The 16,762-nt window shown below is 37.5% G+C and carries 14 protein-coding genes; 11 read left to right on the forward strand and 3 right to left on the reverse strand.

Translation table 11 applies throughout. The features are described from left to right. The first annotated feature begins 55 nt into the window (after positions 1-55). From VB715_RS14695 to VB715_RS14745, 10 genes are all read left to right on the forward strand, one after another. Positions 56-1,132 (forward strand): glycosyltransferase family 2 protein, encoded by a 1,077-nt coding sequence (locus VB715_RS14695; protein ID WP_323301967.1) that lies wholly within the window; start codon positions 56-58, stop codon positions 1,130-1,132. Between the two features lie 20 nt (positions 1,133-1,152). Next, a complete protein-coding gene (locus tag VB715_RS14700) occupies positions 1,153-2,946 on the forward strand; it encodes an ABC transporter ATP-binding protein (RefSeq protein ID WP_323301968.1) in 1,794 nt (597 codons plus the stop codon). Between the two features lie 20 nt (positions 2,947-2,966). Further along, complete coding sequence (locus tag VB715_RS14705; RefSeq protein WP_323301969.1) at positions 2,967-4,202, forward strand: glycosyltransferase family 2 protein; 1,236 nt, start codon at positions 2,967-2,969, stop codon at positions 4,200-4,202. Positions 4,203-4,308: 106 nt separating this feature from the next. Next, positions 4,309-5,115 carry a class I SAM-dependent methyltransferase gene (locus VB715_RS14710; RefSeq protein WP_323301970.1) on the forward strand — a complete coding sequence of 269 codons (807 nt, stop codon included), beginning with the start codon at positions 4,309-4,311 and terminating at the stop codon, positions 5,113-5,115. A 20-nt stretch (positions 5,116-5,135) separates the two neighbouring features. After that, positions 5,136-6,107, forward strand: a complete 972-nt coding sequence (locus tag VB715_RS14715; protein ID WP_323301971.1) for a glycosyltransferase — start codon at positions 5,136-5,138, stop codon at positions 6,105-6,107. Positions 6,108-6,140: 33 nt separating this feature from the next. Further along, positions 6,141-7,436: a glycosyltransferase family 2 protein gene (locus tag VB715_RS14720; RefSeq protein WP_323301972.1), complete on the forward strand. Its 1,296-nt coding sequence runs from the start codon at positions 6,141-6,143 to the stop codon at positions 7,434-7,436. A 54-nt stretch (positions 7,437-7,490) separates the two neighbouring features. Continuing rightward, positions 7,491-8,237, forward strand: coding sequence for a class I SAM-dependent methyltransferase (locus VB715_RS14725; protein WP_323301973.1), 747 nt, complete (start codon positions 7,491-7,493; stop codon positions 8,235-8,237). A 274-nt stretch (positions 8,238-8,511) separates the two neighbouring features. Continuing rightward, positions 8,512-9,534 carry a glycosyltransferase family 2 protein gene (locus tag VB715_RS14730; RefSeq protein ID WP_323301974.1) on the forward strand — a complete coding sequence of 341 codons (1,023 nt, stop codon included), beginning with the start codon at positions 8,512-8,514 and terminating at the stop codon, positions 9,532-9,534. Positions 9,535-9,582: 48 nt separating this feature from the next. Beyond that, entirely contained in the window at positions 9,583-11,094 is a 1,512-nt protein-coding gene (locus tag VB715_RS14735) for an NAD(P)/FAD-dependent oxidoreductase (protein WP_323301975.1), read from the forward strand. A gap of 145 nt (positions 11,095-11,239) precedes the next feature. Continuing rightward, positions 11,240-12,946 (forward strand): LIC_10190 family membrane protein, encoded by a 1,707-nt coding sequence (locus VB715_RS14745; protein WP_323301976.1) that lies wholly within the window; start codon positions 11,240-11,242, stop codon positions 12,944-12,946. A 180-nt stretch (positions 12,947-13,126) separates the two neighbouring features. Here the strand turns inward: VB715_RS14745 and VB715_RS14750 are convergent, their stop codons facing one another. After that, entirely contained in the window at positions 13,127-13,375 is a 249-nt protein-coding gene (locus tag VB715_RS14750; protein ID WP_323301977.1) for a Ycf34 family protein, read from the reverse strand. An 89-nt stretch (positions 13,376-13,464) separates the two neighbouring features. Here VB715_RS14750 and VB715_RS14755 point away from each other — a divergent pair, with 89 nt between their 5' ends. Continuing rightward, positions 13,465-14,733, forward strand: coding sequence for a CCA tRNA nucleotidyltransferase (locus VB715_RS14755; RefSeq protein ID WP_323301978.1), 1,269 nt, complete (start codon positions 13,465-13,467; stop codon positions 14,731-14,733). Here the strand turns inward: VB715_RS14755 and VB715_RS14760 are convergent. Beyond that, the gene (locus tag VB715_RS14760; RefSeq protein WP_323301979.1) at positions 14,730-15,965 is read right to left on the reverse strand and encodes a HAMP domain-containing sensor histidine kinase; all 1,236 of its coding nucleotides are present in this window, start codon (positions 15,963-15,965) and stop codon (positions 14,730-14,732) included. The two genes, VB715_RS14755 and VB715_RS14760, sit on opposite strands and share 4 nt — an antisense overlap. A gap of 94 nt (positions 15,966-16,059) precedes the next feature. Further along, on the reverse strand, positions 16,060-16,737 hold the full coding sequence (locus tag VB715_RS14765) for a response regulator transcription factor (protein ID WP_323301980.1): 678 nt from the start codon (positions 16,735-16,737) through the stop codon (positions 16,060-16,062). Positions 16,738-16,762 lie beyond the last annotated feature (25 nt).

The raw sequence follows: 16,762 nt of genomic DNA on the forward strand, positions 1-16,762 counted from the left end.
ATATTATATCTTTAGTGAGCATTTATTCTTAAATTCTAATTCTATCAGAAATCTAATGAATCCTAGCAATAACCCCTTAGTATCTGTCATTATTCCTGCTTATAATGCTGAAGAGTTTATTGTAAAAACGCTTCAGTCTGTTGTTAATCAAACCTATCAAAACCTTGAAATTATCGTTATAGATGATGGTTCGCAAGATGGCACAAAAACACAGGTTGATTTATTTATAAAAAAAGATGAACGTATTAAATACTTATATCAAATTAACGCAGGAGTAGCGGCGGCGAGAAATTTAGGAATTGAAACGGCAACAGGAGAATTTATTGCACCGATTGATGCCGATGATATTTGGTATCCTCAGAATATTGAAAAACAGGTTAAAGCTATGATATCAGGGGGCAATCAAGTCGGATTAGTTTATTCTTGGTCAGTAGATATTGATGAAAATGATAGATTGACAGGGGCATTTCGAGCAACAGAAATTGAAGGTTCTGTTTACCCTACCCTAGTGAGTCACAATTTTTTAGGCAATGCAAGTTGTTCGATGATACGCCGTTCTATTGTTCAATCATTAGGGGGATATAATCGGTCTTTAAAACAACAAAATGCCCAAGGATGTGAAGATTGGGATTTCTATTTAAAAATTGCTGAATCCTATCAGATTAAAGTGGTTAAAGAGTTTTTAGTGGGATATCGGAAATTACCCGAAAGTATGTCCCGTAATTATGAAACAATGGCAAGATCCCATGCTTTAATTATGGAAAAAGTCCAAGTTCATCATAGAGAAATTCCTGGGTTTTTCTATCGTTTATCTAAAAGTAATTTATATATGTATTTTGCTCATCAAAGTTCTTTTGTAAAAGATTATTCTTCGACATTATATTGGTTAAAAGAAGCGATTAAAGCAGAACCTTTTACCCCTTTTATTCGACCCGGACTATATTTGTTACTAATGTCAAGTTTTTTTAATCAGAGGTATGCTGATTCAGATCAAAGTGATAAACTTCAGCAACAGCAACAGACTTTCACTGCCAAAACGCCAGAACAGCAAAAACTCAAGTTACAATTAATGTTAGGGGTAGAAAATATTTTTCATTCTCTAGTCATGTTTTATGCCAGAGCAAATAAATAGCGAATTTTTAATAAAAATCAATGAAAGAAATCAAATCTATTAAAAAATTAATTCCTTTATTTAATTACCATCCTTGGTCAATTCCCGCTATTTTGACTTTAGGAATTCTATCTTCCCTATCAGAAGGAATTGGAATTACTTTAATTATTCCTTTTTTACAAAGTTTAGATACTCAAGAAAATCATCTCACTTCTCAAAATACCTTAATTCAATGGCTTAATAATTTTTTTAGTTCTTTTACGGTATCACAAAGAATTATTTATATTCCTTTGATTATTGGTTTTTGTATTTTGATTAAAAATGCGTTGGTTTATGCTAATTTATCCCTTTTGTCTTGGTTAAATTCTCGTATTAGTCATCGGTTACGCTCTGATATTTTTCATCAACTCTTAACGGTAAGTTATCGCTTTTTAGATACTCAAGAATCAGGTAGGCTTCTCAATACATTGGCGACGGAAACATGGCGAACTAATGATGCCCTAGGAATTTTAGTGAAATTGAGTATTAATCTTTGCACTGCCCTTGTTTATATTATTTTACTCTTTTTAATCTCTTGGCGACTTACTTTACTGGTTACTTTTATTCTCTTTTTAACTTCACTGCTTACTCGTTGGGTTACCCGTCAATCAAGTGCTTTTAGTGAATTAGCTGTCGAGGCTAATTCCCAATTGGGAATTCGGATGTATGAAGGTTTTACCGGAATGAAAACCATTCGTGCTTTTGCTAGGGAAAACTATGAACAAAAACGGTTTAATCAAGCTTCAAAGCAAGTGAGAGATCGCTTTTTAAAATTAGATTTAATTAGCAATATTGTTAATCCATTATATGAAGTTTTTTCTGCTTTTTTGGTTTTAGGAATTCTGGTTATTGCCTTAATTCATGATCGCACTGCTCTCCCGTCTTTATTAACTTTTCTCTTCATTTTATATCGTCTGCAACCGCAAATTCAACAATTGGATAGTAGTCGAGTAGCTCTTCTTACGTTAAGCTATTCGATTGATGATGTTATCTCCTTTTTAGAACGCCATAATAAATCCTATATACTGTCAGGTTCAATCCCCTTTCAAGAATTAGAATCAGGTATCACCTTAGAATCCGTTACTTTTCGTTATTCCCCTCACGAAAAACCCGCTTTAGAAAATATTTCCCTTCATATCCCTAAAGGCAAAACCACCGCTTTTGTCGGTACATCTGGTGCAGGTAAATCTACTTTAATTCACTTAATTTGTCGTTTTTATGAGGTGACAGAAGGAGAAATCTTAATCGATCATGCCCCATTAAATCAGTTAAACATAGCTGATTGGCGATCGCATATTGCTATTGTTAGTCAAGATGTTCATATTTTTAGTGCGACCATAGGAGAAAACATTGCTTATGGACGTTTGGAGGCAACAGAAGCAGAAATCATCGATGCTGCCAAGCAAGCTCACGCTCATGAGTTTATCTCTAAAATGGCGCAAGGATATGATAGTAAAGTTGGCGATCGCGGTGTTAGACTTTCAGGAGGACAACGACAAAGAATTGCCTTAGCTAGAGCTATTATAAGAGATCCAGCAATTTTAATTCTAGATGAAGCAACAAACGCCCTAGACACCATTTCTGAGCAAATGATTCAAGAAACCCTAGAGACATTAGGACAGAATCGGACGGTGATTGTGATTGCTCATCGTCTTTCAACAATACAACAGGCAGATCAAATTATCGTCTTAGATGAGGGTAAACTGGTTGAAAAAGGCAATTTGAAGCAATTATTGGCGAATGATGGTTTATTTGCCGATCTGTATCGCATTGCGGTTAATATCAAGAAAATGTAGTATCTTTTTGTGATTCTCTTATGTCTTACTCAATTATTCAACTAGAAGTTACCCAACCCTTACCCAATATTCAAACCTCCGCAGACGAAACAGGGGTCGCACTGGTGATTCGCTGCCAAGATCGCCCGATTGGGTTTATTATGCAGGAATTATCGCCAAATTCGCTATTAAACCCAGAAGATTTACAGGAGATGTTAAGTCGAGAAATGGCAGAAAACCTTTTAAAAGCCAAAATACAAGAAGATTTAAGCCAAAAATCTAAGTTTATGGAATTTCCGAGTTTAACCGTCGCAATGTGTACCAAAGATCGCCCTGATAATGTTGCTCGTTGTTTAAATTCCTTACAAAACCTGAAAAAGCCTGATAATTTAGGATATTTTGAGATTTTAATCATTGATAATGCCCCTAGTGATGATCAAACCCAAAAATTAGTCTCGACTTTCCCAGACGTGCGTTATGTACGGGAATTAAACGTTGGGTTGGATTTTGCCCGTAATCGTGCAATTAAAGAAGCAAAAGGGGATATACTGGCATTTTTAGATGATGATATTGTTGTAGATACCCAATGGTTACTGGGACTCATTGAAGCATGGACAGAAAATCCTGATGCCGGAGCATTTACGGGGATGGTGTTACCCTTTGAATTAGAAACCCCTGCACAAATATTATTTGAGCGTCGCGGCGGATTTGGGAGAGGATTCAAAAAAATCCGTTATGGACAGGTTTTAGACAAAAATCCCCTTTATCCCTGTGGAGCAGGAATTTTTGGGGCAGGTTGTAATATGGCGTTTAAACGGGCGTTATTGCTCGAATTAGGGGGCTTTGACGAAGCCTTAGATACGGGATCTCCTTTACCGGGGGGAGGGGATTTAGACATCTTTTATCGGGTAATTCGGGCAGGATATCCCCTCATTTATGAACCCTCTTACCTTATTTATCATCAACATCGCCGAGAAATGAAAAAACTACGCCGTCAATATTGGAGTTGGGGCTTAGGATTTATGGCTTTTGTGGTTAAATCTTATCAAAATGATCCTTCTCAACAAGGTAAATTTATCGCTTTAATCAAATGGTGGTTTCAAGAACAATGCTTACAACTACTTAAAAGTCTATTAGGTCGTCAAATTTTACCCCCTGAGATGATTTTGGCGGAATTGTGGGGGGGAATTCAAGGATTATTTGGCTCTTATGAACGCTCACAGCAGAGAAGTGCTAAAATACGGCAATCAACAACCGATTACTCCTTACCCGTGTAATTTAAAAAATTTCAGCTAAATCAACATGAATGCTTTATTTAAAAAACTATCAAAAAAGCTGACATCTAGACAAAAAGACCAACTTAAGCAGATTAAATCAAGCTTAATGCCTAATCCCTTTAATAAGCCTTGGGTTGCTTATGAACCGACTTTGATTCCCCCTTTAGCCTTGATGCAAGAAGAAGGGATTGATGTCTTAGAGGAATGGTTTCGTTGGGCGGAAGAATGGAGTCTGTTACTGCGGATTTATGGACAAATTCAGTCTGATAGTCACGTTTTAGAAATTGGTTGTGGCTTAGGTCGTATTGCCTTTCCTTTACGATATATTCTGTCCTCAGACGGCTCTTATGATGGTTTTGATATCTGTGGGAATAAAATTCAGTTTCTCCATCAGAATTTTACCCCTGTTTATCCTCATTTTCGCTTTCAATTAGCTGATATCGCCAATACTTTTTATAATCCTTCGGGTAAAATTGCCCCTAGTTCCTATTCCTTTCCCTATACCGAAAATTCTTTTGATATCATTTTTGCCTCTTCGGTTTTTACCCATACTTTACCTGATGTCACCGAAAACTATTTTAAGGAATCGGCGCGGGTTTTAAAGCCTAATGGCCGTTGTTTATTTAGTTTTTTCTTATTAGACTATTATAAGCCCCAACAGCCTAGACCCCTTGGTTTTGCTCGTCCTGTCTTTAATTTTGATCATTCTTATCAAGATTATGGCACAGATTTTGCGATCGCTGATGTGAGCAATCCTGAAACCATGACGGCTTATCGCTTAAATATGATTGAAACATTTGCCCAAAAAGCAGGATTAATCTTAGAACAAGAGCCTATACAGGGATTATGGTCTGGTACACCCAAAAACTGGGTGGGATCACAAGATTTATTGATTTTTAAGCATTTATCTTGATATTTAGTGACTTTGCTTCAATGGAAAACCTATCGCTGGATTTAGTTATTTGTACTTATAACAATGCCCTTTTGCTGGATCGAGTTTTAGGGGCGATCAGAGAACAAGTGGTTTCCCCTAAGATTAAATGGGGGGTTCTCGTTGTTAATAATAACTGCACCGACGAAACGGTTGAAATTGTCGAAAAATATCAAAAAACAGCAAAATTTACTTTAAGAATGGTAATAGAACTGATTCAAGGACTAACACCAGCGCGATTGTGTGGCGTAAAAAATACATCAGGAGAGTGGATTGCGTTTGTTGATGATGACTGTCTTCTTGCTCCTGATTGGGTAGAACAAGCGGCGATTTTTGCTAAATCTCAGCCTAAATGTGGAGGATTTGGGGGAAAAGTGATATTAGACTGGCAAATTCAACCTTCTGATGAAATTATCAAGTTTGGATACTGCTATGCTGAACAAAATCACGGGGAGGAAGTGCAGACAGTACCCTGTATTGTTGGTGCGGGAATGGTTATCCGTCGCACTGCGTTAGAAGATGTGGGATGGATAGATAAACAGTTATTAGCTGATAGAGTCGGTAAAAAGCTGATTTCTGGCGGAGACGTAGAAATAGGGCTAAGATTAGCCTCAAAATATGACCTATGGTACAATCCAGCTTGTCAATTACAGCATCTTATCCCTGAATATCGGATTTCTCTAGATTATTTGCATAAAATGAATATTGGATTAGGTGGTAGTAAATTATTCGGCGATTCTCTGCTCTGGGGAAAATCCTATCCCCTTTGGTTAATGACTTCAATCGCTTATGGGATACGAGAGGGATTAAAATTAATAACTTGGACGTTACACAACCTAAGATGGGGAAAATCCTTGACGGAAGTGAGTCTTTACGGTAGTTTCCTCAAGGGGTGGTGGCTAGGTCTCTGGCAACTCTTTTGGTTAAATCCTCAAGAACGACAAGCTTTACTAGGATGCGCTAAAGTTAGTTAAATTAAGGTTTTACGAAAAAATACTAATTATATTATGGTTCTTCCTTGGAAAATTTTACAAATTGATTTAAGTCAGGGAATTTCAGCGATTTCGACGGTATCAGAAGCCGAAAAAATTTACCTCGTTTTTTGGTGGAAAACCATTCCCCTTGGGCATCAAGCAATTCTCGCCGAACAATTACCCCTATCAGCAATAGCTATTGTTAACTTGGCTATTCAAGCAATTACGCCTACTATCGGCTATTATCTCTTTCCTAATGGTTTCCGAGAATCCCTTGTTTCCTTCAATGATTCCTATCTCTTATCCTGTAAAACGGAATCCGTAGATTGGACAACATTGGTTAAGCTAGAAAAATCTTTAGCAGAATTAGAGCAAAAAATCGCAGAAATTGATACAAAACCTTTTAATAAAAACATTTCCTTAATTATTTGTACCCGTAATCGTCCTGAATCCTTAACAAGATGCTTAGAATCCCTGCAAAAACTGTCCCATTTTCCTAAAGAAATAATTATTGTTGATAATGCTTCAATTTCCTCTGATAAAGTTAAACAAATGACTGAATTGTGGGGAATGCGCTATATCCATGAACCCCGAAAAGGGTTAAGTATTGCTCGTAATACGGGAATTCGTCAGGCGACTGGGGAGATTATTGCCTTTACTGATGATGATGTGGTAGTGCATCCTGATTGGATATTCCGCTTAGGACAAACCTTTAGTGATCCTAACCTAATGGCGGTTACAGGACAAGTGCTACCTGCTGAATTAGAAACCGAGTCTCAACAGATATTTGAAGTCGAATTAGGCAGTTTTGGCTGGGGATATCGCCCAAAAACCTTTGATCATGGCTTTTTTGACTATAATCTCCCTTGGGGCGTTCCCGTTTGGCGCATTGGTGCAGGGGCAAATATGGCGTTTCGGCGACAAATTTTGGACAAAGTTGGCAATTTTGATGAGAGATTAGGAGCAGGGGCATCAGGATGTAGTGAAGATTCTGAAATGTGGTATCGTATCCTTGCGGAAGGGGGAATTTGTCTTTATGAACCCACTGCCGTTGTTTTTCACTATCATCGTCGAGAAATGACTGATTTAAACCAGCAAATGTATGCTTATATGAAAGGTCATGTCACAGCTTTACTGATTCAATATGAGCATTATCATCATAAAGGGAATCTGTATCGAGTTTTTGTTGATTTACCGAAACATTATTTAGGGGTTCTAATGGCAGGATTCTTTTATGGATTTGGTTTGAAACAAAAAACCTTACTTTCTGAAGTTTTGGGATGTATCGCAGGACTTTTTTATTATTTACGTCATCGTTATCAAAAATAAAATCAATAAAATAATAAGCTTTATTCACTTAATGAACTCACATCCAAAATCAATATGACAATTTATAAATCTTCCTTATCAGAATTTCTCAGCCACAATCCCTTCCCCCATCCATTCACTCAAGGATTTTTTTATCGAGAAAAAATGCGGGCAATTTATCGAATTTCCCCCGATCAACCTTTTCAGAAGATTCTAGAAGTTGGCGGTGGACAAAGCGGGTTAACGTCTCTGCTGTATCCCCAGGCAGAAATCAGCAATTTAGATGTTAATCCCGACTTTGCTAATGCCCCTTGTAATCAAAAGAAAAATATCAATTTTGTTTGTGGAGATGCTACCCAATTACCTTTTGAAAATGAATCCTTTGATGCAATAACAATGTTTGATGTTCTTGAACATATTCCCGATCATGAAAAAGCTATTTCTGAAGCAAAACGAGTCTTAAAACCCAAGGGATTTATCTTAATCAGTACCCCCAATGAAAATTGGCGATTTCCTTACTATAACTTTATGAAAGATTGGTGTCCCACTGCTCAAGATGTTATGCAAGAATGGGGTCATGTTAGACGAGGTTATACTTTCGATGAACTCAAAGCTTTAGTTGATTTGCCCTGTCACAAGACGGCAACTTTTATTAATCCCGTAACAATCCTCTGCCATGATATAGCTTTTTCTTCTCTATCCCCTTTAACACGAGAAACTTTATGTCTAATGTTAAGTCCCATGACGTGGACAAGTTATTGGCTTCATCAAGCTACGGATAAAGGAACAGAGACTGCTTCTGCTTGGGGTATTGCAACGTGAAAAACAGCCACATCCATGAAACCCTTTCCTTGAAAGGGTTTTACCTCTTTTCTGGCCAGTCATCTTTTTTAGTTTCTCCAAAGGGATTCAAGTCTTCTACCTTTTATCCATGTTTATTTTATTGATTTATGTGTGCCTAAAGGATGGGTTTTAGGAAGTTATACATAAGTTATACATAAGTTATACATAAGTTATACATTGCAACAACATAATAAACAGGAAACAAATATATAATTTTGTAAATAAAGCCAATTAGGAGACGAAAAGTCAATCAATGGTTGATAACAACTTCTCACTCTTATCCATTTCTGTGATTATCCCTGTTTATAAAGGAGGCAAAGCTTTTTCTAATTGCCTAGCAAGTTTGTCAAAAAGTTTACTGTCCCCTGCTGAGGTAATCGTTGTCGTGGACGGAGATGATAGTGAATCTTATCAAGTTGCCGAAGATTTTGGGGCAAAAGTTCTACAGCTAAAAACAAATCAAGGGCCAGCTAGAGCGAGAAATCGAGGGGCTGAAATAGCGAAAGGGGACATTTTATTTTTTATGGACGCTGATGTCACTATTCATCCCGATACCCTTGAAAAAATTGTTACTGTTTTTCAAAATGACCCAGATTTGGCTGCATTAATGGGATCTTATGATGATCAACCAGGAGCATCTAATTTTCTCTCTCAGTATAAAAATCTATTTCACCATTACAACCATCAAATCGGTTCTGAAGAAGCCTCTACATTTTGGGGGGCCTGTGGTGGGATTAGACGGGATATTTTTGGGGAAATGGGAGGATTTGACGAAAGTTATCGCCGTCCTTGTATTGAAGATATTGAGTTAGGCTATCGTCTCAAGGCTAAAGGCTACCGGATTCGCTTGTGTAAAAACATCTATGTCAAACATCTTAAGCATTGGACACCCTACTCACTACTACGGGCCGATTTCTTCTATCGGGCTTTGCCTTGGACAGAATTGATTCACCGCGATCGCAATTTTGTCAATGATTTAAACTTGCAATTGTCTAGTCGTCTCAGTGTTATTTTTATTTATCTACTTTTAATAACGGCTGTGGCGAGTTTTTGGTTTCCGACCCTATTGTTATTCGGAGGGTTACTCATACTAGGACTAATTATACTTAATTGGCCAGTGTATCAATTTTTTCTGAAAAAACGGGGTTTACTCTTCACTTTACAGACCCTCCCTTGGCATTGGCTTTATTACTTCTATAGTGGGTTAGCCTTTGCCATTGGCACAGCGAAGTATCGGCTGAAAGGCGATCACCCAACCTTGTCTCGTCAGGCTTAATAACCGTTTAAATTTAACCAATTTATCAAGAAAAGGAGTCCATTATTCATGCAAGCAACTACTACCAATAATCATCACACTCATCACCATAATAATTTTCCCTTAACGGTTGTTATTGGTGGGGGGCCTGCTGGGTTAACGGCTGCTTATCAATTAACCAAACATGGGTTACACTCTGTGGTTTTAGAAAAAGGTGATCGCGTTGGAGGAATTTCTCGGACTGAAACCTACAAAGACTATCGCTTCGATATTGGCGGCCACCGCTTTTTCACGAAAGTTCCCCAAGTACAACATCTCTGGAAAGAAGTATTAGGAGATGAATTCATCAAGGTTCCCCGTTTATCTCGTATCTATTACAAAGGCAAATTTTTTAGTTATCCTTTAGAACCCCTTAATGCCGTAAGTAATTTAGGAATTCTGCAGAGTTTATTAATTCTGTATAGTTATTTTAAAGCGAAAGTTCGTCCCCTACCCGTAGAAGATAATTTTGAACAATGGGTAACAAACCGTTTTGGCGAACGTTTATATCAAACATTCTTCAAAAGTTATACCGAAAAAGTTTGGGGCATTCCTTGTACTCAAATTAGGGCAGATTGGGCAGCACAGAGAATTAAGGGATTATCCCTGAAAAAAGCCGTGATCAATGCCTTTTTTGGTAGTAATGACACGAAAACCCTCATTAAAGAGTTTGATTATCCTCTTTTGGGGCCGGGGATGATGTGGGAACGATTTCAAGAGAAATTAGATGCTCAAGGTTCTCCTGTCTTATTAAATACGGAAGTCGTCAGAGTTGAGCGAGAAGGAAAGCGTATTACCCGTATTATTGCCAAAAAAGGGGATGAAACCTTTGAAATCAAGGGAGATCAGTTCATTAATACCATGCCTGTGACGGCCTTGATGCATCGTTTAGATCCTTTACCCCCAGATTATGTTCTTAAGGCTGCCCGTAGTCTGAAATATCGGGATTTCTTAATTGTTCCCATTGTTATCAACCAAGAACAGCTATTTCCTGACAATTGGATTTATATCCACAGTCCAAAATTCAAAGTTGGCCGCATTCAGAACTTTAAAAATTGGAGTCCGGCCATGGTTCCTGACAACAATAAGACTTGTTTAGGAATGGAATATTTCTGTAGTGAAGGGGATGATTTATGGGAAATGGACAATCAAGATTTGATTCGACTCGCTAGTGAAGAGATTGTCAATCTAGGCTTAGTAGATGACATTCGCAAAGTAGAAGATGGCACAGTCATTCGCCAAAAGAAAGCCTATCCTGTGTATGACGGCGAATATAAGCAACATTTACAGGTGTTGCAAGACTATGTAGATTCTTTCGAGAATTTACAAACTGCTGGACGTAATGGAATGCACCGCTATAATAATCAGGATCATTCCATGCTATCAGCACTCTTAGCCGCAGAAAACATTATGGGTGCAAACCATGACCTGTGGAATGTCAATACGGAACGTTCTTACCATGAGGATTTTGTGACGGAGAACCAGAAAAAAAACACAGTTTCTTCCTCAAAACGATCAATTGCCAAAAAAGTAATTGTTTAGAAATATCGGTTTAGTTACCGATTATATTTTTTCTCTTCTTTGCTTTACTTTTTTCTTTTCTTTTTCTTGATTGGGGTTTCGCTTAATTGATGAATCTTGTCTATTCATTTAGACTTGATATTAATTAACTTTCAAATAAACTCTAATGATTTATTTTTTATTAATTTGGGTATTCTTGGGTTTTAGTAGTTATCTCCTAGGTATATTGATCCTACAAATCTGTTTTTCCCAAGGATTAAAGCGTATTGGAGATCGAGTCATTATAGCGGTCTGGTTAGGAGTCATTTTTCTGGCGAATCTCTTTCTAGCCACAGCCCTAATCATGCCCCTATCCTTTCCCACAGGAATGATCATCATTCTTAGTTGCAGCTTTTTGTGTCTTCTCTCACCCACTGTGCGCCAAGAAATCATAACTTTAAAGTCAAGACTCTCCTTAAATTTTCTCTTACCAATCTTAACCCTGACTTGGGGAGTTGCCTTGTTGACCACAACACAAGTCACTTGGTCAGAATCAGGTGCCTATCATTATTCAGCGATGCGCTGGTTATCCGAGTTTGGCGTTGTTCCGGGACTTGTTTTAATTTTAAAAAATTTAGGGATCACTTCATCTTGGTTTGCTTTTATTGCACCCTTTAATGGAAGTATTGTAGCATTTCGGGCGGGTGCTGTAGCAAACAGTTTTCTGTTTTTAGTAATGCTAGGTCATCTATATTTGAGTTTCTGGCGAGGCATCAGAAGAAAAGCTCATTTGTGTGATGGGTTTGCCATTAGCTTTAATTCTCTACTGTTACTGTATCTCGCTTCATCTCAAGAAATGCAATCCATCCTGGTTTCTCTATCACCAGACTGGCCCATTGCTTTATCCATTGGAATGACAGCATGGGCAATATTGCTAACAAGAGATTCCTCCGTGATTGTCATTAAACCTTCAATTCTCAAGCAACAACTATCTTTTCTTCCCTTGTTATTAGGGGTTGGTGCCGTAACTATTAAGTTATCAGCATTACCTTTGTTATTTATCACAGGAATTTTCTATGGATGGTACGAAAGAAAATCTATGGGGCGACTAATAGAAGGGATTCTGGTTGTTGTTATATTATTGCTTCCTATGATTTTAGTCGGTTTGTGGACATCCGGCTGTCCCCTTTATCCTTCTTCTTTATTATGTCTTGATGTTCCTTGGTCACAATCTCTAGAAGAGACTCAAAATTTTGCCGCAGAAACTAGTAATTTAGAGAATTGGTTTGGACAACCATCTGCAGGGGAAAATCCCGTGTTATGGTTGATAACTCAATGGATAACTGCCCGTTTACTTAATCTAGTAATGATGATTCTTGCTGTCCTTAGTTTGGGTTGTTTGATTTGTTTGTCGAAGATGTTATGGAAACCCTCTTTGAAAGGGGGAATTTGGGTATCTGGTTTAGGGGTATTAGGTATAATGTTTATTTTCCTTCAAGGTCCTTTAATTCGTTTTGGTTTAGGCTATTTATTAATATTGCCAGCTTTATTATTAGCTATATTTTTAAAAAGACAATTTATTCTAAAAAATGATAAGCTAATCAAGTTAAGCAAGTCTAAGAAAAAGTGGAAATTTTTGGGGATTTTGGGGATATTTCTGGGTAGTATGATGATCATCGGATTAAACAAACCTAATTTTTTACTACCTTCACCTTTTCCTAATCAAGCTTTAATTAAAAAACAAGTCAATGATGTAATTTATTTTAAACCCTTAGATGGGGGTTGTTGGGCTTCTGTACTACCTTGTCGCCGATCAAGATCCCCTATCAAACTTAGGAAACCTGCTCTTGGGATCAAAGGAGGTTTTGTCAATACTCAACAGACATCCCCATAATACTAAAACACAGATTGTAATGGAAGTTTGGGAATCGGTCTTAAAAGTAAGCACAAACTCAGTTTTGAGCAAGTGTCTAGGGTCTGCTTGAGACAGCCAGTAAGGATTAACGTCCTTCGAGAATCCCCCGTTAAGCTCCTCTCGTCGCTGTAACGGTGGGAGTCGTCAATATTTAGCTGATTAAGTAGGAACAGCTTCACCAGGGCGTAATTTAATCCATTTACCCCTTTCCTCTAAAAAGCTTTCACAACCAACCACATCCCACTCCATTTCGATATAATCATCTTTTGGGCGAATATTCACATTGATGGTGGGTTCTGTTGGTTCAAAGGTGGGACTATTGGTTAAATGGGGTTGTTGGTGCTGTTCTTCAACTGCATTGTAAGTTGTACAACGATCAACGTAGTGGCAATTGATACAAATACACATACGTTTGTCCTCAATCCATCTTTATACTTTTTAATCTAACTCAAGTTAAGAAATTTTGCCCATATTTTATGGTTTATTTTTCATTGTAGATGACTGAACAAAATCCCATTTTCAATTTATCAGTACAGACTTTACCTTTTTGTTTAGATTTATTACCCTCAGCAGCTTGTTTAGTCGGGGGTGCGGTACGAGATGCTTTGCTTAACTGTCAACGAGATTATTTAGATTTAGACTTTGTTTTACCCCAGTCAGCTATAGAAACTGCTCGAAAAATCGCCAACCACTACCATGCAGGTTTTGTGGTTTTAGATGCTACCAGAAATATTGCCAGAGTAGTTTTTAAAGAGGGAACCGTTGATTTTGCTCAACAAGAAGGAGAAAGTGTAGAAAAGGATTTACAGCGACGAGATTTTACTATTAATGCGATCGCCTACAATTTCCATCAACAAAAATTGCTAGATCCCTTAGAAGGATTAAAGGATTTACAGAGCAAAACCTTAAGAATGATCTCACGAAAAAATCTCCAAGATGATCCCTTAAGATTATTAAGAGCTTATCGACAAGCTGCCCAATTAAATTTTACCATTGAACCCAAAACCAGGGAAACAATTCGAGATTTAGGGAGTTTAATTAATCATGTAGCTGCTGAGCGAGTTCAAGCTGAATTAAATTATTTATTGCTCAACCCAAGAGGGAGTTATTGGTTAACTGAGATTGGCAAAGATGGCTTATTAAAATATTGGTTCTCAATGATAAATGAAGATAATTATGAGCGATTAGAAAAAATCGATCAAACAATTAAATTCTTAGAGAGTCATTTGCAAGCAGAAGAATTTAAGAACTTTTTAGATTTAAAAACTCAATCAAATATTTATGGTAGTCCCATTATTCAACGGGCAAAATTGGCGAGTTTAGTCTCTCATTTTCCTGAGCAAGCAGAAGCAGAATTACTCAATTTAAAATATTCTCGAAATGACATAAAAACTGTTGTCAATGTTGTTAAATTATTACCTTGGTTAAAGACAAATCAAGGAGAAATTGCTCTGAGACAACTCTACTTTTTCTTTTTAGAAATTGGGGATAGTTTTTCAGTTTTAGCTGTTTTAGCAATGGCTTTAAATCTCAATATTGATAATCTTTTGGGTTTAATTAAGCGTTATCTAGATCCACAAGATCAAGTTGCTCATCCTTCACCATTAGTCACCGGACATGATTTAATTAAACACTTAAATATGAAACCCAGTCCCCAACTAGGCAAGCTATTAACTGAAATTTCAATTGCTCGAATTGAAGGAAAAATATCAACCGTAAAAGAAGCGTTAGAATTTGCTAAAATCCATCATAATTTTCAAAATTAGTAAGATTTTTTTATCTCAAGTATTGGAATAATTACCTCAAAATAAGAACCTATTCCTATCTGACTTTCAACGGTAATTTTACCCCGATGATAATGAGCGATCGACTGAGCAATAGATAAACCTAAACCCGTCCCTCCACTGCGATGACGAACTTTATCTGCTCGCCAAAAACGATCAAAAATATGGGGTAAATCTTTTGAGTGAATACCAATTCCCGTGTCTTTTACAGACACTTTAGCCCAACGATTATTTTGTAAAAGACGAATCATCACAAACCCTTCAGCCGGGGTATAATTAAGGGCATTATAAATAAGATTAGAAAAGAGACGTTTCAGTTGTCCTTCATTCCCCATTACCCAAACTTTATCTAAATCTTGATAGTCTAAGGTAATTTTCTTTTCTTGGGCTAAAGGTTCGAGTAAATCAACTAAATCTTGAAGTAAATTATTCAGCATAATTTGAGTCCATTTAGGGTTAGATTGGAGATTTGGGGTATCAGTCCGCGCTAAAAATAGTAAATCTTCTACTAAGTGAATCATCTGCTCCGTTGCACTAGCGATCGCCCCTACTTTTCTCAGATCTTTATCATGAAGACGTTCAGGATGACGACTCATAATGTCAATAGAAGCTTTAATGGCTGTCAAAGGCCCCCGTAATTCATGAGAGGCATCGGCGGTAAATTGTTTCTGTTGTTGGACGCTTTTTTCAATGGGTTTAACTGCATTTTCTGTCAGCCAAAACCCCCCCAAGGTGACTAATCCTAATGTTGCTAAAGTTGCAATTACTAAATTTAATAATAGTTGATTTTTTTCAGCTTCTAATTCCGTTAAAGATTGACTAATACGAATATAACCCTTTAAAGAAGATTGCTGAAAATTAGAAGAATTTAAAGACACTGATAGGGTAATTGTCCGAATTCGGGATGAAGAAGACCGTTTAGAAGAATATAGGGTCAGTAAGCCAGGTTGTGGTTCAAAAGGAACCACCAAATTGCCATGACTTCCTAAACGACGTTTCTCACTATCAAACCATTCAATCGCTTGGGTTTTGGAATTAAAAAGATTATCGTTACCTAATTGAGTAAAATATTGAGTCCCTTGATGTTTAACTTGACTAAATGTGGGAGCAACAACTTCAGCGAGAGTCATTAATTTATTATCCAGTTGCCGAGAAAGACTGCGACTGAACAAAAAATAAATACCACCACTAAAAAGAATGAGTATGGCTTCCATAACTATCAGATATGATAGAAGAAGACGAACACGCAAATTTTGAAACATCCGTTATCACCCTCATCTATGAGGAACGTAACCATAGGTAAACTGACTAAGGAGACTCTTTGAGGCGATATCCTAAACCATAAACCGTCTCAATGATATCTGATGTCATGCCAGCTGCTTTGAGCTTTTGACGTAAACTACTAATATGAGCTTTAACCGTTGCTTCTTCCGGTAGCTGATCCATTGACCACAGATGATCAAGAATTTGAGCGCGGCTAAACATACGGCGAGGATGGCGCAAGAAAAATTCCAACAGACGATATTCTTTAGGACTCAGATTTAACATTTCGCCCTGATAAGAGACTTCACAGGTACTCGGATCAACAGAAAGCTCACCCCAGACCAAAATAGGCAGTAAATTCGCTTCTCCTCGGCGAAGTAAGGCCCGAATGCGTGCAGAAAGTTCTTCAAGATCAAAGGGCTTAACTAAATAATCATCAGCACCTGCATCAAGCCCTTTTACCCTGTCGTTAATGGTGTCCCTGGCCGTTAGCATCAAAATGGGGGTTTTACAGCCACTCGAACGCAACTGCCGACACAAAGCTATTCCATCGATCTTAGGCAACATGACATCTAACAAGATGAGGTCGTAATCGAAAACATCCAGCAATTCCCAGGCGGATTGTCCATCATGGGCGACTTCTACCACATAGTTGCGATCATCAAGATCTTCCGCAATAGGAATGGCGATATTTTCGTCGTCTTCTACCAGTAAGATTTTCATGATGGTAAGGGTCGATAATGGTTAA

Origin of the sequence: Crocosphaera sp. UHCC 0190, from assembly GCF_034932065.1 — a bacterium.
In the GTDB taxonomy this organism is placed as follows: domain Bacteria; phylum Cyanobacteriota; class Cyanobacteriia; order Cyanobacteriales; family Microcystaceae; genus UHCC-0190.